The sequence below is a fragment of the Bradyrhizobium sp. B097 genome (assembly GCF_038957035.1).
Lineage (GTDB): Bacteria > Pseudomonadota > Alphaproteobacteria > Rhizobiales > Xanthobacteraceae > Bradyrhizobium.
Genome location: NZ_CP152412.1, coordinates 5464455 through 5482476, shown reverse-complemented (window position 1 = coordinate 5482476; position 18022 = coordinate 5464455). Strand labels below are relative to the sequence as shown.

18 protein-coding genes are annotated in these 18022 nt (G+C 61.2%); 14 read left to right on the top strand and 4 right to left on the bottom strand.

All coding sequences use genetic code 11. The features are described from left to right. Positions 1–43: 43 nt before the first annotated feature. Entirely contained in the window at positions 44–709 is a 666-nt protein-coding gene (locus tag AAFG07_RS25935; protein WP_342722667.1) for an SOS response-associated peptidase, read from the bottom strand. Between the two features lie 10 nt (positions 710–719). Then, complete coding sequence (locus AAFG07_RS25930) at positions 720–926, bottom strand: hypothetical protein (protein ID WP_342722666.1); 207 nt, start codon at positions 924–926, stop codon at positions 720–722. 1129 nt (positions 927–2055) lie between these two features. Between AAFG07_RS25930 and AAFG07_RS25925 the strand changes: the two genes are divergently transcribed. Continuing rightward, a complete protein-coding gene (locus tag AAFG07_RS25925) occupies positions 2056–3246 on the top strand; it encodes a DUF932 domain-containing protein (RefSeq protein WP_342729243.1) in 1191 nt (396 codons plus the stop codon). 320 nt (positions 3247–3566) lie between these two features. Here AAFG07_RS25925 and AAFG07_RS25920 read toward each other — a convergent pair whose 3' ends face one another. Beyond that, positions 3567–4763 (bottom strand): lipid-transfer protein, encoded by a 1197-nt coding sequence (locus tag AAFG07_RS25920; protein ID WP_342722665.1) that lies wholly within the window; start codon positions 4761–4763, stop codon positions 3567–3569. An 11-nt stretch (positions 4764–4774) separates the two neighbouring features. Continuing rightward, on the bottom strand, positions 4775–6334 hold the full coding sequence (locus tag AAFG07_RS25915; RefSeq protein WP_342722664.1) for an AMP-binding protein: 1560 nt from the start codon (positions 6332–6334) through the stop codon (positions 4775–4777). Between the two features lie 140 nt (positions 6335–6474). Between AAFG07_RS25915 and AAFG07_RS25910 the strand changes: the two genes are divergently transcribed. From AAFG07_RS25910 to AAFG07_RS25850, 13 genes are all read left to right on the top strand, one after another. Next, a complete protein-coding gene (locus AAFG07_RS25910) occupies positions 6475–7107 on the top strand; it encodes a hypothetical protein (RefSeq protein WP_342722663.1) in 633 nt (210 codons plus the stop codon). Positions 7108–7381: 274 nt separating this feature from the next. Continuing rightward, on the top strand, positions 7382–7912 hold the full coding sequence (locus tag AAFG07_RS25905) for a cupin domain-containing protein (RefSeq protein ID WP_342722662.1): 531 nt from the start codon (positions 7382–7384) through the stop codon (positions 7910–7912). Next, the gene (locus AAFG07_RS25900; RefSeq protein WP_342722661.1) at positions 7909–8919 is read left to right on the top strand and encodes a fumarylacetoacetate hydrolase family protein; all 1011 of its coding nucleotides are present in this window, start codon (positions 7909–7911) and stop codon (positions 8917–8919) included. The genes AAFG07_RS25905 and AAFG07_RS25900 overlap by 4 nt, the downstream gene beginning before the upstream one ends. Before the next feature lie 371 nt (positions 8920–9290). Further along, complete coding sequence (locus tag AAFG07_RS25895) at positions 9291–10934, top strand: carbohydrate porin (RefSeq protein WP_342722660.1); 1644 nt, start codon at positions 9291–9293, stop codon at positions 10932–10934. A gap of 233 nt (positions 10935–11167) precedes the next feature. Then, positions 11168–11890, top strand: coding sequence for an autoinducer binding domain-containing protein (locus AAFG07_RS25890; RefSeq protein WP_342722659.1), 723 nt, complete (start codon positions 11168–11170; stop codon positions 11888–11890). A gap of 209 nt (positions 11891–12099) precedes the next feature. Continuing rightward, positions 12100–12738 (top strand): acyl-homoserine-lactone synthase, encoded by a 639-nt coding sequence (locus tag AAFG07_RS25885; RefSeq protein WP_342722658.1) that lies wholly within the window; start codon positions 12100–12102, stop codon positions 12736–12738. A 155-nt stretch (positions 12739–12893) separates the two neighbouring features. Then, positions 12894–13340, top strand: a complete 447-nt coding sequence (locus AAFG07_RS25880; RefSeq protein WP_342722657.1) for a hypothetical protein — start codon at positions 12894–12896, stop codon at positions 13338–13340. Between the two features lie 362 nt (positions 13341–13702). Next, positions 13703–13849: a hypothetical protein gene (locus AAFG07_RS25875; RefSeq protein WP_342722656.1), complete on the top strand. Its 147-nt coding sequence runs from the start codon at positions 13703–13705 to the stop codon at positions 13847–13849. Positions 13850–13968: 119 nt separating this feature from the next. Further along, positions 13969–14478: a thermonuclease family protein gene (locus AAFG07_RS25870; protein WP_342722655.1), complete on the top strand. Its 510-nt coding sequence runs from the start codon at positions 13969–13971 to the stop codon at positions 14476–14478. A gap of 473 nt (positions 14479–14951) precedes the next feature. Beyond that, entirely contained in the window at positions 14952–15959 is a 1008-nt protein-coding gene (locus AAFG07_RS25865; protein WP_342722654.1) for a DUF2285 domain-containing protein, read from the top strand. 158 nt (positions 15960–16117) lie between these two features. Next, positions 16118–16336 carry a helix-turn-helix domain-containing protein gene (locus tag AAFG07_RS25860; protein ID WP_342722653.1) on the top strand — a complete coding sequence of 73 codons (219 nt, stop codon included), beginning with the start codon at positions 16118–16120 and terminating at the stop codon, positions 16334–16336. A 40-nt stretch (positions 16337–16376) separates the two neighbouring features. Continuing rightward, positions 16377–16865: a S26 family signal peptidase gene (locus tag AAFG07_RS25855; RefSeq protein WP_342722652.1), complete on the top strand. Its 489-nt coding sequence runs from the start codon at positions 16377–16379 to the stop codon at positions 16863–16865. Positions 16866–17602: 737 nt separating this feature from the next. After that, positions 17603–17914: a DUF736 domain-containing protein gene (locus tag AAFG07_RS25850; RefSeq protein WP_342722651.1), complete on the top strand. Its 312-nt coding sequence runs from the start codon at positions 17603–17605 to the stop codon at positions 17912–17914. The last annotated feature ends 108 nt before the right edge of the window (positions 17915–18022 follow it).

Sequence of the window (18022 nt, the reverse complement as noted above, 5' to 3'; positions counted from 1 at the left end):
TTGGAAACCGGGACTTCGTTGAGCTGGGTGGATGATCCTGGCATCAGGTGGTGCTCGGCACGTCCTCCTTATCGGGGCCGCGCATCACGATCTGCAGTAGGTCATCGGGCAGGGCGCGCTGCAGCGCCTTCGCCTCATCCCAGGAGGCTCGCAGCCAGACGTCACGTTCCTCCGCGTTGGTCAGGATGACGGGCATTGCCTTCGGATGAATCGGCTCGACGATCGCATTGGGTGACGTCGTCAGGAGGCCGTAGACAAGGTGAGGGCCGGGAATCGGCTTCGACTTGGTACCGCGGTCGCCTCTGAATTCGGTCCAGATCCCGGCGAAACAGAACAGCGGCCGACTTTTCTCGAGCGCAAACCAGACAACGTCTTTTTTCTTGGTCTCCGCATTTGGCTCGGGAGCGTATTCGGCAAAGCTGTTCGCTGGCACGAGGCAGCGGTGCTCCGGTTTCAGCCAACCGCGCCAGTGCGGCGAGGAGGTGTTGCGGATGTTGGTGACCGGCGGCCCGCCGGTCCTGGGTGGAGGCGGCATGCCCCAGCGCATCAACACCATTTCTTCGGCGTCGCCGGCACTGCGGATCACGGGGGCGGGATAATCAGGAAACACACCAGGCATTGGCGCCAGATTGCCGACATAGCGGTTCATGCTCCTGAACAGGCCGGCGATCGCCGCCTGGTTGGTCGTGATCGAATAGAGATTGCACATACGGCGTCGTCTATCCCGTATGGGTCCGAAACCGCCCCCGCGTGAAGGCGTGCGAAACGGCCTTTCTCAGTTCTTCAACCTCCGATCCCAGGAAATTGTTCGCAACGATCTGGGCGCGAATGGTCGCGCGCAAATTGCCGCCGCAAACAGCGATCGCCTGATCGACGGCGGCCTCAAGTCCATCGTCCTGTTCGTTCGGCTGGGAGACCGAGGACATGGCCTTGTTTCCGGGTTGACCGTCGATGGCTCATGTTCTTATTTTGTTCTTATGGAGTCAAGCCGCCGTTTCAGGCCGTCCTTGACCTTGGTCCAGGAAAATCCGGACGCTGCTGGAGCCGCGGCTCGATCGCGCCCCGCCCGCGCCAATGAAAGACCGGCCTCTTGCTCGGATGACGCGAACTCGCATCCTTGATACAGGCCGGCAATACGGTTGTCGGCGGAAGTGGCGCTGGCTTGGTTTGGGCGACTCACGCTACGGACTCGCTGGTGATTGCCTTCAATGCACGACGGGGACGACATGGTTGCAGCCACTCCTAAATTGCCAGCTTCGGGTTATGCGCTTGAAGTGGATGGCCGACTGAAAGTCGAATTTGCAACCGAGGCCGGCGCCAGGGCCGGTGGGGAAGAGCTCAAGAAGCGTTTTCCAAGGCTTCAGGTTAGAATCTATGACGCGGAAACCAGGGCTCGGGAGGAAGTCCGAATTCCCTGATCTCGCGATCTTCTCGGGATTTTGTTTGTGCGCCTGCGGCTCGTGCCGCAGCGGGCTCTCGTGAACCGAGCCGCGTGGCGTCTCGGCCATCAGGCTTCGATCCTTCGCGCGCCATCATGTGTCGCTCGCCGGAGGCACTCGCCCGCGGGCCCCGCCGTCATTGCATGCCGGTGTCGCTATCGCTGTCCCGCGTTCGGGTCCCTTGTTAACCGGTCTTGCGACTGCAGTCGCCTCGGTGCCCGCGCTCATTGCATGCCCGCGTCGCTATCACTGCCGCTTCGTCGGCTGCCCTTTGTCAGTGAGCTTCTGCCGGAGTGGCATCACTTGCGTCGGCTCGCAATTTGAATTGTTGCGGAAGCGGACTAAGGGGCGCTGCCCCTCGCGCGCCCCAGGGTAAAGCACCGGCTGACGCCGGCGCCGCCCCGAGCGGTCTCCCCGGTCTTCCGCGCTTTCGATCCGCAACATTCGGAATCAAGGCAAGCTTGTGCAGACCCGCTGTCTGAGCGGCCCTATCGGGCGGGCGATCCCCCTCCGCTCGGGTTGCCCTGGCACTTGCTACCCCGTGTCTCGCCGACGGGCAGGGTTGCAGCGCAGCGCTGCGCTTCAACCTCAGTCCCTCAGGAGAATAACGGTGAACATGATGAACCTTTCCCAGAGCGAACAGCCTACGTCAGGCGGATTCCGCGTGGACGTATCGCGCGGCCAGCGAGTTGGCCGCGTGTCGTCCGAGTGGTTTGCGCGTCCAGACGACGAACGGTTTCTAGATTTGCCGGACCTCTATGAGGTGGTGCGGGGCCGCGCCGAACGAGCGCAGGCACGGACGGTGGAGACCCAGGCCATCCGGGTGGAGGCGAGTCGGGATAATTCGGAGCGGCTGGCCCTGACCGTGCCAGGATGCGACGGGGCGGTGACGCCGACGCATTGGAGCTTTGGTCAGCTGTGCACGCTCGTTGGTGCGCCGACATCCTATCTGCGGCAACTTCCTGCTGCGCTGTCAGCGATCAACCTGCAACACGGCCTGCTCTCACACCGCGCCGAGCTCGTGAAAACTTTGGAAAGCAACAATGGATGCGTCGAGCTTCGTGCTGTGACCGGGCCGGGCTATGGCCGGATCTGGGACCACGAACTTGTCGCCGCGGTGATGACGATCGCGGGTAACGGCAAAGGCGATACGCGGTGGAAGGTGCCGGGCGTGCTGGACTGGGCGACCATGACCCATAATCCCTTTGCGGACGTGACCAAGGACACGACGACGCTCTATGCCAGTGACCGCGATGTGTTCCTGTTCCTGGTCGACGACACCAACCCGATCGAGGCGGGGCGTTTAGCGGACGGATCGCCGGATTTGTACTTCCGGGGATTTTATTGCTGGAACAGCGAAGTCGGCAGCAAGACGCTCGGCATTGCAAGCTTCTACCTCCGCGCCGTCTGCATGAACCGCAATCTTTGGGGCGTGGAGAATTTCGAGGAAATCACGATCCGGCATTCGAAATTCGCCGCGCAACGCTTTGCGCGTGAAGCGGCCCCCGCGCTGACGAACTTTGCCAATTCGTCGCCCGCGCCCTTCGTTGCAGGGATCAGGGCGGCCCGGAAGCGGATTGTTGCTCGCACTGACGAGGACCGGGCGAGCTTTCTGCGCAGAGGCGGGTTTTCCAGATCCGAAATCTCGCAAATCATCGAGACCGTCCTCGACGAAGAAAATCGCAAGCCGGAAAGCATCTTTGATTTTGTGCAGGGCATCACCGCCATTGCCCGCGGCAAGGCGCATCAGGATGCTCGGCTTGAACTGGAGGGCAAGGCAAAGCGCCTGATGGAACGCGCCACCTGATGACATGAGCTGCGCAACCAGTTGCAGGTTGCGTGGCCTTGTCGGCCTGGTACATCGTCGCCGATCCGGTAAGCCGGATCGGCGACGATGACGTGTCTCCGTGCCCGACGCTCGCCGGGCCTTCGGCCCGGCTCGCGGCCCAAAACAGTGCCGCACTGTTAGGCCCGAGTTATCCGTTAACTACGGCTCATGTTTGGTGCTTGAGAAGATCCGCCACCCAGACGCCATGAGACGGCGTTGTCTCGCAGAGTATTTCACCACGGAGACGTTCGGCGGATGGAAGTTGCACCTTGGTCGCTGATGATGAGTCAGCTGTGCGATCACACCTGCGAAGAATTCTGCAGAATATGCACGAAACCCGCGCTGCCCAAGCCAGCGTTTTGTTGCAGCCCGGTGCGAGCTCCTTCAACCTGGCGTCGACCAGCGATGCCGCGAAGCTGCCATGTGAGTTCCGCGATCTGGGCCAGTCCTGTAGCCCCGAGCGGATGGCCCTTGGACAGAAGGCCGCCGGATGGATTTACGACAATATCTCCACCATAGCTGCCCCGGCCTTCGAGGATGAATCGTTCGATCTCGCCTTCGGAGCAAAAGCCAAGCGCTGAATACATTAGTGCCTCGTTGCTGGTGAAACAGTCGTGCAGCTCGACGATGTCAATGTCCTCTGGCCCAACCCCGGCATTCTCATAGGCCCCATCTGCAGCGTCTCGACCGAGTGCACGGAACATAATATCCAGAGGATCACCTGCAAAATGTTCGCGGCGATCGCTTATCCATCCAGATCCGATAACGCGCACACTCGCTCGCAGCCCGTGCCGCGCTGCGAACCTGGGCCCACACAGGAGTGCTGCTGCCGCTCCACAGCTCGGCGGGCAAGCGAACAGCTTGCGGAGGCCTCGAAAGAGCAAAGGGCTCGCCAAAACTTCATCTTCCTGCAACGGTGTTCGAAACAACGCGTAGGGGTTGGCTGCGGCGTGACGGCGAGCCTTAACCGCAATCTTGGCCAGGGCTCGATCGCCGACGCCGCAACGTTGCTGCAGCAACTCGATCTGACAACCAAAGAGCTGGATCGCCGGTGGTTTGGCGCGGTCATCGACGGTCAGCTCCATGATTTCCGCGACACGGGCGAGGTGCGGGCCAATTGGATTGGGTCGATCGCCGAATACGATGTCCAACGCGCCGGGAGCCATTTGCTCGAACCCCAGGGCAAGGATGCATGCGTCCGGCTGATTGCGAACCGCATCGACTGCAAGCGCAAATGCGGTCGAGCCGCTGGCACAGTTATTGTTCACGTTGATGATCGGGATTCCTGTTGCGCCCAGGTGACCGAGCGCGGCTTGGCCAGCGCAACTGTCACCGTACACGTAACCCGCATAGGCCCGTTGAACATCGGCGTACACGATACCGGCATCGTCCAGTGCGGCGCGCACGGCTCCGGCACCCATAAGATCGTAACTTTGATTTTGACCGGGCTTGGCGAATGGGATCATGCCAACCCCCGCGATCAGGACATCAGTCATGCTGCTCTACCTCAATTCACTGCACGTGCGTGCCCGTGCCAATAGGTTGCCCTCAGCTCAGTCTTGAGGACCTTCCCAGCCGCGCTGCGCGGCAGATCATCGACAAAATCCACGCTCTTGGGTGCCTTGACGTCGCCGAGGGTTTGTTTCACCAAGGCGATCAGCTCCGCCTCCGTCGCCTTGGCCGCAGGCTTAAGCTGAACCACAGCCTTGACGGCCTCGCCCCATTTGTCGTCGGGGATCCCGATGACCGAGCATTCCTGGACGGCCGGGTGGCTAGCCAGAATCTGCTCGATTTCATTGGGGAAGATGTTGAAGCCACCCGAAATGATCATGTCCTTCTTGCGGTCGACAATCGTGATGTAGCCATGCTCGTCCATCACCCCGATATCGCCGGTGTGATGCCAGCCAAACCGGCGGATGGAGGCAGTCGACTCCACGTCCTTGTAGTAACCGGGCGTAACGAGAGGCCCGCGCACGCAGATTTCTCCGGGTCTACCGCGGGGCAGTTCTGCTCCGTCGTCGTTGAGAATGGAGACCTTATTCCACACGCCGGGGCGTCCGACGCTATGCAGGCGATTGAAGTCGATTTCACCTTTGGCGTTGAGATAGTCCCATGGCGCTTTGAGGCAGATCGCGGCTGGACATTCGGCCTGACCGAAGGTTTCGGACAACACCGGTCCGAAGACTCTTAGGGCCTCCTTCAGCTTCTCCAGCGAGGAGGGCGCCGCCGCCACCAGCAGATGCCGGAGCGATCTATAGTCGTGCTGGCCAAACTCGGGATGAGCCAGCACCATGTAGAGAACCGTCGGCGGCAGGAAGAGATGGGTGATGCGGTGCTCCTGAATCGCCTCGAGAATGGCGCCGGGATCAGCTTTTGCCATGATGACGTTGCATCCACCCCGACTAAAATGAAGACAGCCGAGAATACCGGCCGAATGCGTCATCGGAGCCACCACAAGATGCCGCGCATCGTCGTAGTAACCGAAGTGGCTCATGAAATTGCTAAACATCGCCGCGATATTGCCGTGAGTAATCATCACCCCCTTCGGCAGACCAGTTGTTCCGCCTGTTGGGAAGATCGCAAACATGTCATCCGGCGCGTATTCGCCGGTGTGGGCGCTCGCCTGGTTCTCACTCGTCCAGGCCTCGAGCGAGGGACCAAGTAGACTTTCGGCGTCGAGGCAGACAGTGGCGCGCAATTCGGGGACTTCCGAAACAATGAGTTGCGCGTCCTTCTCGTGGACCTGACTGAACAACAGCAGCTCGCCATCAAAACGTCGCAGCAGGTCGGCGTTAAGGGTTGGCGGATTGCGAGGATTGATCGGAAGCCAAACCGCCTCGGCGCGCATCAGTCCGATCAGAGCCACGAATGCAATGCTGCTATTGGGCGCCAAAATGCCAATTTTGGCGCCCTTGCCAAATCCATTCCCCCGAATTGCGGCGGCGATCAGCTGCACGCGACGATCAGCCTCTCGATAGGTCAACGTTTCGCCGCTGGCGAGATCGTGGAAAGCAATGGCGCCCGGATAGTAGGCAACGCCCTGATCGAAGTGGTCGATGATCCGCATGAGTGTATTCGCCTCATACAATAGGTTTACGATGTGGTACGAAATTATATATATTTGTACCGCATCGGGCTTGTCAACTTGCCTCTGGGTTGGACGCAGAATGTCGCGCTATATGGAGTAACCCAGCTGAGGAGATTGAGATGAGCCCAAGTACGCGCCGGGGCGAGGGCCGACTGCACGGGCGCCACGAGAAGATACTCGATGATCTCGAAGAGATTTTCTTTACCGAGGGATTTCAGACGCCGACTGTTGCCGATCTGTGCGCGCGACTGCGCTGTTCAAAGCGCTCCCTGTACGAAATCGCTCCCAACAAGCCCGAGCTGTTTTTGGTGGTCTTGCGGCGGCTGCTTGATCGGATCCGCCGACGCGGCATGCGCGCTGCTCTCGAGAATGAAGATCCACAGGCTCGTATCCTTGCTTATCTGCAGCCTGGGGTCAGCGAGAGCTCCCGAGCGACGCAGCAGTTTAATGAAGAACTGCGAGCCTTTGAGCCCGCGCGGCGGATGCTTGAAGAGCATCAACGCGAGCGGGTCGCGGTGCTGCGCGATCTCATTGAAGACGGCATCCGTAAGGGGCATTTCCAGCCGCTGCACGCTCATCTGGCCGCCGAGGTTTATTTCGCGGCGGCGAGACTCATCAATCAACCGGAGGTCCTTGCTGCAGCGGGACTCACCATGAGCGAGGCCTTCGCCGAGCTTCCGGATCTGCTCTTCCAGGGCCTGTTCAAGCGCGATAACGCGGCGCCGCGGGGCGAGACGCCAAGGAAGCGCTAGCTTCGATATCAAGCCAAAGGTGGCAAATAGAAGCGACGGACCGACTCAACGTTTTTCGGCCGCCATCGCCGCCGCACGCCTCTCCGCAAAACTTGGGCGAGCCACTTGACAAACTGTCTGGTACGAAAATAATAATAATCGTACCAAAACGGCCTTGGCGGAACAGGCTGGCGCTGATAGGGAGGCGGAATGGTGCAGCCGGCCGACGCGTTGTCGTTACGGTCAACTGCGCGGACATCTCCCTTCAGGCGTCTTGCCAATAAGAGGAGATTCCATGCGACGCCTCATTGTCGGAAATGATCGGGACGGAAGGTCAGATGTGCTGACAATCGACGATCTTTCAACGTTGCCCCAACTTGGCTTCAACGTGTTTGCCCGCGATCTCTGGATCACGCGCGAGACGCCAGTCGATCTTTCTTCCTCGCTGGATCCCACGATTGGGGTACCGATGCGGCACGAGCCGCCGGACGGGGGCACCATTTTCCGCATCGTCCGTATGAGGCCCAACGCGGAGCGGCAGTCAGCCGCGGACGTGGAGGCGATGCATCACGCCATTCAAAGCGTGCACGTGCCGTCCCAGGAACAGCTGGCGACGGCGAAGCACAGCTCGATGCACAAGACCGATACCCTCAACTATTTCATGGTGGCCTCGGGCCGTGTGTGGATGCTGACCGAAGGACAGGACGTTCTTCTCGAAGCCGGCGACGTCGTCGTGCAGAACGGCGGCATGCATGGGTGGCGCAACGATGGCCCTAACGATTGCGTCCTTGTCGGAGTGCTCGTTGACGGAAGGAGCCCGACATGAGGCTTGTCACCTTCAGTGCCTGGGGCACTCAATCAGTCGGAGCTCTCCTGTCTGATGATCGTATTGTCGATCTGACGGCGTTGACCAAAACCGACCCACAGGGCCGGTGGTTTCAGTCAATGCAGGACATGATTGAGGCGGGCCCTGAAGCGCTCCGGCTCGCAGAAGAGATCGTCGGCGATCCACCGCGATCGGCCATTGTGCCGTCGGCCGAAGCGCACCTGTTAGCTCCGTTGCCGAGACCGGTTCGCATGCGCGACTGCAACCTCTTTACCGAGCATGTCGAACGGTTCTATGAGCGCAAGCACCAGCTTGAGGCAGAGGCTGCCGCTGGTTCAGAGCAGGCCGCGGCGCAACTCGCCGTAGCCAAACGGCTACGGTTTGATCTGCTGCTCAAACGCCTGACCTACTACACGGTCGACCCCCTGTCCGTGTCAGGCCATGATGAGGACATTCATTGGCCAGCCTATTCAAAGATCGCTGATTTCGAACTGGAATGGGCTGTGGTTATCGGAAATCGCGGCAAGGACATTCCGCTCGAAGCGGCTGCGGACCACATCTTCGGCTACACGATCTTTAACGATTGGAGCGCCCGAGATGAGCAACTGGTCCACATGGAGATGGGGATCGGACCTGCCGGCGGGAAGGATTTCGACGGGGCCAAGACGCTTGGGCCGTGCATCGCCACTCCCGATGAATTTCGTAACTTATCCGACGTGCGGATGATCGCGCGCGTCAACGGCGAGGAATGGACCAATCGGTCCTCGCGGAATATGCGCTTCACGTTTGAACAGGCGATCGTGGAGATGAGCCGCTCGCGCACGATTTACCCTGGCGACATTTTTGCTTCAGGCACGGTTCTCGGAGGCAGCGCAGTCGACCACGGCCGCTCGCTCAAGGACGGAGACGTCGTCGAACTCGAGGTCGAGGGCATCGGAATGCTGCGCAACCGCGTGCGAATGTCAGACGGTCAGTCCGATCGTTCGCGGCGCCCTGAGCGGGGATAATGAGGCAGGTGGGGGGAGTCGAAATCGACGGATTGATCAGCGAGGGAACGGCGAACTCCATGATGGGGCCCCGGACCTGCGGCACGTCGATTTAATGTAGGCACGTCCGCTCGATCTCGCGATCCGGGCGGGCTCCAAAGCACGAGTAGAGCTGCGGTGCGTCGCGATTGCCGGCGAGGCCGCAGGCGCTGTACCGGACGCCGCGACCAATCAGCAAGACAAAACGATCAGCTCTCCGACGGTGATTCCGACGGCTGAGGAGGGCTGTTCGTTTGTCTGCTTCGGGGGGAGGGCAGCCAGCCTGGTGATGTCCGGGCAATGACTGCTTCGAAACGGTTGGAAAGAAAAACATCATCAAAAGGGAGGAGAAAATGCATCGAAACCACATCGTCCTCAGCATTCAAGGAGCCCGGACGATTTCCGGAAACGGTTTCCGCCAGCTTCGGAGGAGACTTATTGGCTCGGCCGGCCTTGGCTTGGCATTGCTTGTCATCGGTGAAGCGGCTGCTCGAGCACAGCCCATCGAGGCAGATGCAAAGCCCGTCGCATCGGTCACCCAAAAGCAAAAGAAGGTTGCAACCGCTCAAAGAATGAGAGGGGCAGACCATGCCGTATCGCGGCAGGACAATGCGCCGATTGCCAAGGGATCCAATCCGAAGCTAGTTGATTCAGCAACGGAACGCGAGCGGTTGAATGAGTTGAATAAGCGCTACGGGGTAAAGGGCTGGAACATACCATTTCCCTCTTATCGCGATTCTCTTCTGCGTGACGAAGGCGGCTGGCGTTCGGCATTGGCGTCGGCAGGTTTTGGCCTGCAGACCTACAATCTGGCCATCTTTGAATCGAATATGCTGAATACGCCGCGCCAGGTCCCAGGCTACTTTCCGCCCTGCGTCTCACGTTATTCCCAGGTAACCGGCGCGTTGTGTGCCGGCAATCAGACCTATTTCGGTCAACGCCCAAGCTACATCAACGAGACCATCGCCTGGCTGACCTACGATCTGGGCCGTTGGGGTGTGCCGGACGGGCAACTGATGGTGGCTGGACAGTACAGCACCGGCAACGATGTTGGATACATTCCCAATGTTCTCCAGCTCTATCAGCTGGCCTGGTATCAGACGCTCCTCGACAAGAGGCTGGAGATCAAGTTCGGCTACGTCACCAACACGACGGAGTTCATCGGGACCTTCGTTGGGTCGAATCTCGCCAATACGTTTGGTCCGAGCGGCTCGATCCCGGTGCAACTGGGCCTATCGATTTTGCCGACCCCAAGCTTCAGAACAACGTGGCACATCACCGACACGATCTACAATCAGGCTGCGGTGCAGCGAAGCCTTCCGATCAACAGTGTCACCGGTAATGTAGTGTTTGACGAAACACTCACGAACCCTTCAGGGTTCAACTGGAACGGGCCAATAGGAACCGGCGAACTCCTGATCGACGAGTTCGGCTACAAGCGGCCGGCGAGTCCGGGAAATCCACAAGCCTGGCTCCGGTTCGACGTCCTCTACAATAACTCCACGTTCCGTGACTTTTCGCATCTTCCTGCTAATCCGTTCGCAACACACGCGGGCAATTTCGGTGTAACGTTTCTTGCCGACGGACAACTGTGGCAACAGGATCCGTCGTCACCTCTGACGGCGCACCGCGGCATCTATGCGGGTATGTCGGTCATGTACGCGCCGCCCGAGACGACGGGCATCTCTCAATACTATGAGGGCCGAGCGTATTGGATCGGACCATTTGATAACCGCCCAACGGACATGCTCTCGGTTGTCATGGCTCGAAACGTCGTAAGCCACTATCTGGCGGACGCCACCAATCAGTTCTCAAGCCTTACCGGAGCCTTTGCTGCTCGAACCTCCAATTCGGTCACGGCGACATACACCGCGCATCTGATGCCCGGGCTCTGGGGGACGGTCGGGGTGGGTTACACGGACCATCCAAGTCTCGCGTACTTCAAGACCGAGGGGCCCTCTCTAAACGTTCTCGCTTCCCTGCTCGTAAACATGTAGCAGCGCATCTCTAGAGGCCATCGATTGGATCGCGAGATCTCGGGGTCCAATCGATGGAGAATGTCGGCACTGTGTGGCCAAGCGGGGGCGGGAACTATTGAGGCAGTCCTGGCGTGGAGTCGAGTGAGCGCGATCTCTTGGCGGCCGGCGTTGCCCGGTAACGAAGGCCGCTTGCCGCCTAACGGTGGCGTGTCTCGTGTCTCAGCTGGTGACCTGACCTGGCCGGTGGCTCAATGATGACAGAGGTGGATCGGTTATTTCAGGAGTTCGTCGATGCCATCTGGACGGTAGACGACGAGCAGGGGTTCGAAAAGGTCGCGCGACGCGTGACCTTGCGGCTGGGCTTCCGATGGTTCGCCTATCTGCAGATCACCAACCATGCGCCGATGCTTGTCTCCTCCTATCCGAAGGCGTGGACCGGACGATACTTCGAGCTTGGTTATCAGAGACTCGATCCCGTCGTGCGCCGGGCGCGTTCTGAAAATGAAATCTTCCACTGGGGTGATGGTGCACCCAAGCCTGCCGGAACAAAGCAACAGCGCAGCTTCTTCGATGAGGCGATGACGTTTGGGATCAGGTCTGGCGTCACTGTCCCGATTAGAGGCGGTTACGGACAGATGGCGGCGTTCACCATGGCGACCGACGAAGCCGCCGCCTCAACGAGCCGGCTTGTCGCGGGTTCTGAGACTGTCGTTCACCTTGTTGGGCTCTACTTTCATGCCCACGCAGCCGCACGCCTGCGGATGCCCGCGCGGGGGAGCGCCACTCTTACCCAGCGCGAGCGTCAATGTCTTGCCTGGGTCGCACGGGGCAAGACCGTCGCGGATATCGCCGTCCTCGTTCAGATTTCACCCCGTACGGTGGTGTTCCATCTGGAGAACGCCCGGCGCAAGCTGGACGCCGCAACGATCGCTCAATGCGTGGGTGAAGCGCTGCGCCGGGGATTATTACCCTGACTTCACCGCGAGCGTTGGGATCGCGACCCACAATGAAGCAAGCCTCCTCGTCACTTGAGGAAGGGCATCTTCGATTGCCGAAATTGGCCTATTCTTGATAGGGGTAGATCTAGCTTCGCCTGTATCGGTGTTAGACCTGCAAGATTCGACAGGCGCGCGGTCCGTCCGCCTATGGCTTTGTGACCCCTGTTCTCAACCAGGAGGTCATCATGCAAGTCGTTGTTCTCCGCCATCATCAGTTCGGGCATCATCTCGATCTGCTTGCCGCAATGTTTCGCCTGCGCCGGCGCGTGTTCAAGGATCGTCTCGATTGGACAGTGTCCGTATCGGGCGAGTTCGAGATCGACGTCTATGACGCCCTTAACCCGACCTATCTGCTGATTGCGACCGAGAGCCGGGACGTCGTGGCATCCGTTCGGCTGCTGCCGACCACGGGGCCCACCATGTTGTCGGATACGTTTCCGTGTCTGCTCGGAGGCCAGCCGGCACCGCGGAACGAGCAGATTCTCGAAAGCTCGCGGTTTTGCGTCGATACCACCCGCGCTCCGGAGCCGACGGTGGGCGGGCTCAATCGCACGACGTTCTTGCTGTTTGCGGCCATGATCGAGGGCATGCGAGCGGCCCGAGCGGATGCGATCGCAACCGTCACCGACGTGCGCATGGAGCGCATTCTCAGGCGCGCGGGGTGGCCGCTGGAACGGATCGCACCCGCGCAGCGAATCGGCCAAACCATGGCGCTAGCGGGTTTCCTGCGGAATTCCGATGCTGCGCTAGCCGCGATGTATCGACATGCGGCCGTCGAAGGCCCCGTGCTTCGGGAAGAGCCGCTGCCTCTCGCGGCCGCCTGACTACGGCTTTCCGTCATCTATCGGCGATCCGGTCCATTTCTCAAATCAAAGCGATGCTGGCAGATCCACGGCAAAGTCGTCTGGTCCTGATCAATTCCGGGCGTAGCAAGTCCGGGACAGCGTCGATCGAATGCGCTGAGACCCGGCGGGAGAGCATGGCGCTCCTGCCGGCGGTGTTCGAGGTTTTTGGGGTCACGGCCGACGTCGTCGGTGAGCACGAACCGTCGTGGGTCAGCCAGTTTCCGGGTCTTGCCACGGTACCCGGGGCTGATCCTCTGGAACTCTGGCGCAATGACAGCTTCATTGCGAGCCTGACATCCACAGCTACGAACGTGCTCTTTGTTGCGGGAGCGTGGCTGGAAGAGGACGTGCTCATCGCCGCGCTCGAGGGCACAAGGCTCGGTTACGACGTGCGAGTGCTTGCGGATATTTCCCTCATCCGCAGGGAGCGCGAGCACCCGCTTGTTCTTGGTCGCCTGGCGCTGCACGGAATTCTGACGACGACGATTCGCCAAACCATGTTTGAATGGGCGGTCTGCCTTGGTTGTCCGAGCGCAATAGGGAAGGTGCGGCAGCTTCTGGACAGTCCGGAAAGCGAGTGATCCTGAGCGCGTCCGCTCACAGATGGCGTGATTGACGCGCGACGCGATCAAAACGGTCGCATCCGTTCCCAACCTCTCGACCGAGATCCCGTCGCGGCCGCGGCGAAGAGCTGAGCGTGCCCGATCATGTCCCGCGAAGAGCCTGCACGCTCCCAGCTGCTGGGAGGGCGCTAAGCATTTGCTTATTGGCGACTGAGCCTGCCGATTCGACTTCGGTAGGCCCCCACCGCAGTCGTTTGGCGGAAGTCCCCGAGTCGTGAATCAAACCCTAACGCCCCAAGAAATAAGCTTGCGGCGCCAGCGCAGCGACTCAGACTATGAATCCGGCTCGATCCACGGAAGGAACTGGACGGAGCCGGCCCATGCCAAATGCATTCAGCATCTTTGTTGACGGCGGCGCCATGGTGAAGCGGTGCGTTGCGCAGTTTGTGGTCGGGGGCGCGACGCTGACTGCGACGCTCGTGATGCTGGTGCGGGTTGTTTCCTCGCTGACGGTTGGTGGGCCGTAGGCCGCGGCCGGGATATGTGGAAACCGGCCATCCGAGAAGATCGCGTCAGGGCAGACCATGCCGGAGCGAGGTTGAACCGGGTCTTGAGGCCAAGGCAGCTTGCAAGGCGCGCCTTCGCATTGCTCGTCATCGTCGCGACACCGGTCGATCGGGCGCGCGCCGGCGACGTCGCCGGGCAAGCGAGCGTGATCGATGGCGATACCATCGAAATCCATGGCACCCGCGTGCGTCTCTACGGGATCGACGCGCCGGAGCACGACCAGCTCTGCCGTGATCGACGGGGCGGCCATTATCGCTGCGGGCAAGTGGCCGCAAACGCATTGGGCGCGTTGATCGGGAGGCAGGCCGTGGCCTGTGTGGAGGTCGACCGCGACCGGTACGGGCGGTCGGTGGCAGTCTGCAGCGTCGGCAAGGTCGATCTTGCCGACTGGCTGGTGCGCGGCGGCCTTGCGATCGACTGGCCGCGCTACAGCAAGGGTGACTACGCGTCGGCCGAAGCCGAGGCGCGCGGCAAGCAAAGCGGCATGTGGAGCGGACGATTCGTCGTGCCCTGGCGCTACCGTCAATGCATCGGCGCTGGAGGCCGGCCGAACGCCTGCTCCGTCGAAGGGGCGAGCGGGGAGCGATAGCGCGCAGCCGTCAGGGGCAGATAGGCGCGGCGGCTGCGCGAGGTCGCTGCCGCGGGAAGAGTCCGGATGACCGGATCATAAGAAACCGGACCCATGTGCATCAATCCAGTGGCTGCTCGAGCCGTCTGCACATGGGGCCGGCCTGATCGTCGCCGCGGCCTCGGAAGAGCATCTTGCGAGGCGTCCGGTCTCACCACGCCATGATCGGCGCAACTGGCGATGCCGCGGCGGCGTGAGCGCGGAAAATCGCGCTTACTTCTTCATCTTTTTGGTCTTCTTGGCGACCTTCTTGGTCGCCTTCGCCGTCTTCTTCGCTTTCTTGGCCATGTCGTCCTCTTGGTTGGGTTGGCTCGACGAATGTGCACACGCCGTGAACCGGTGCGCGCACCATCAAGCTAATATGAAACTAGCAAGATTGATACCACGTCGGGTTAACGCGTTGCCTTGAGCGTCGCGGACTGATCAGCGATGCGGTGCGCTTCGCTCTGGCTCTGCGGACGCGCCGATGCCGTGATCGGTCGCCGACGACAGCTTGCGGATTCGTCGGCCGCTCAATGGCTGCTCAAGCGTGCCTTGCGTTTGGCTGGTCGAGGCGAGGGGGCCGCCCTCTTGCCGCAATCGGTGGGAACGATCATAAGCGCAACCTCAAGGCGTGGTGGACCCTCTTGAACATGTCGCATCACAGGCGAGCTCGGTGTGGCGGCGGCGAAGCGGCTTTCGGTCAGGCCCGCTTCGACGCGGCCGACTGGGCGTGGGAGTTCCTGAGGCGTAACGCCGACTATGCCGCAGACTGGCGATGCTGCGTTCCGAAGCATCTTCCTTGCCTCACGCTGACCGATGGCACGCGGTTGTTGCGGCTGCCGCGCCGGTTCCCGCACGCCGAGAAATGGGGTCTGCTGGCCTTCGCGGATCCTGCGCTCGCCGCGCGCCAGGCGCCGGTGTTGTGGCATGCGCGTGCGTTGAAACGCGTGGTGCGGCTGAGGGCATTGCCGCCGCGCCAGGGCGGCGAGGAACCAACGAACGTGCTCGCCGACTTCAAGGTGGAGCGCCATGCGGTGATCGACGCTGACGGCGTGCCGCTCGTGCTGATGAAGGGCAGAGGTGTTCATGTCGCGGTCGAGCTCCATGGCCTTCCGGTTCTCACCGGCAGGTTCCGACCGGTATTCGAACTCGAAAGCCTGTCGGAGCTTGCGGCCCAGATCGAACTCATGAAGCGCCTGCAGCGCTTCATGGCGAGCGAGACGCCGCCGCCCGAAACATCATTCTTTGGCGGCGACGAGCGGCTTCGCCAGGCGCTGCTCGCGCTCGATGAAAGCCTCAGCGGCAAGACCTATCGGCAGATCGCGACCACGATTTTTGGCGCGAAGCTGGTCGCCGACGAATGGCAGGGACCGAGCCAGTTTCTGAAGGACCGGACACGCCGGCTGGTAGCCAAGGGTACCGAGCTGATGAAGGGCGGATACCGCGATCTTCTCGGCTGAACGGGCGGCACCGCCTCTCGCTGGACGAGACCTGCCCGCGCGGGGTGGCAAACCGCCCGAGTTGATCTTCGCCACTCGGATTCCCGCGCGATCTGACGACGCTTCTCCTCGCATCCCGTGCCTTGCGCGGGCTCTCGCGAGAAGGAGTGCCGGACAACATGACGAAAATCGAAGACAAGCAGCCTGACAAGCCGTTCCTGAATACGGTGGAAGCTGCCGCCTGGCTCAGGCTCACCAAGAACACGCTGGAGAAAATGCGCGTGCAAGGGCGCGGGCCCGCTTACCGAAAGCACGGCCGCTATGTGCGCTATCACATCGAGGACCTCGTGGAATTCTCGCAGGCCAGCAAGCGGAGGTCGACCTCAGATGCGGATTGATCCACGCCGTCGCCTCAAGAGAAACACGACCCTCGCAACGATGTGCGGCGGCATCGTCACGCTGTTCATTGCCTTTGCCGACCGGGCGCCGTGCCTGATCTACAACGCGTCCGGCAGCGCGTCGCTCGGCTTCTACTATCTCGAGCAGCGCCTGCCGGTGCGGGGGGAGCTCGCGGTGCTGAGGCCGCCGCCTTCGGTCGAACTCCTGATTGTCGCGCACGAGATCGCGCCGCCGGCGGTACCGCTGCTCAAGCAGGTGGTGGCGGTCCGAGGCGACGAGGTTTGCCGCTCAAAGGACCCGACCGACGCGATTACGATTGGCGGAAAGGTCATTGCCGAAGTGCAGGAGAAGGACCACGCGGGCCGGCCATTGCCGTCCTGGGAGGGCTGCATGCGGCTCGTCGACGGGGAATATTTTCTGCTGCAGCCGCATCCTCTCTCGTTCGATTCCAGGTATTTCGGGCCGGTCTTGCGGTGCGACATCCTCGGCGTAGCGCGTCCGCTCTGGACGTGGAACCCGGACATCTGAATGGCGGGTGACGATAGGCGCTCGTCTAGACGAGGGCGTGCGCCGTTTCCGGCGGTCTCCCAGGTCGTCCGCGCTGTTTTGCATTGTCCAATCGCAAGCACTCTCGCAGACGCTTGTTCAGACCCGGCCGCGCGCGGTGGCGCGCGGCCCGCTCGATCGATGCAAAATCGCCTTGCCTTAAATCTGTTCTTCGGGTCAGGGGCCGATCCATCTGCCCAGCATCTTTCTGCGAAGCGGGGCGATCAGGCCGGACGCTTCGATCGTGTCATGACGTCACGCTTCGAAGAGCGCGCTATGGCGGATCGTTTGGCGATGCCATTGGTTCGTTGTGCAATATGCGATTGGGGCGCCAGTCTCGCTAGACTCCGCCCTGCTTACGATTGATGCGCAGATGCCGGAATTTTGTCGGATCGATTCCGTGTCCTTGTGTGCCGGTGCCGGACGCCACGATAATTTTGGTCGGTTCCGTCATGGGCTCGCGTCCAACGCAGTCTCGATTGGGCTGATCAAGCCCGGAGGTCGGCAAGGGCCTCGATCGCCTTCCCGCAACAGCTCGTGCCTGCTTTTTTCCCCTGCCGCGAAGCGGCGGCATTCCTCGCGAAAGCCAAAAAAGCAGACTTTCGCCGTCCTCCGCTGGCGCTGCGGGCCTTGTGGCTGCGGGCCGATCGTTCCCCCGGGCAAGGGATCGCCATCGAGGCCGCGATGGGCGCGGCCCGAGCAAACAGACGGAGATTATCATGGCGACCATCGGCACTTTCACCGCTTCGGACAACGGCTACACCGGCTCGATCAAGACGCTGACGCTCAACATCAAGGCCAAGCTCGTCGCATCCGAGAAGGACAACGACAAGGCCCCCGACTACCGCATCTTCGCAGGCTCCACCGAGTTCGGCGCCGCCTGGAAGAAGACCGCCCGCGACAGCGATCGCGAATATCTCTCGGTCAAGCTCGACGATCCGAGCTTCCCGGCCCCGATCTACGCCTCGCTGGTCAAGGTCGAGGGCGAGGAGGATTTCAGCCTGATCTGGTCGCGCCGCAGCGGCGACTGACCGGCCGGAATCTTCGGCCCCGCCTCCTCGGAGGCGGGGCCCTTTTTGCGTTTCTTGCGCCGCGTCGGGAAGGAGTAGACGAGCGTTTTGCGTACAGAAGGCGCTTCG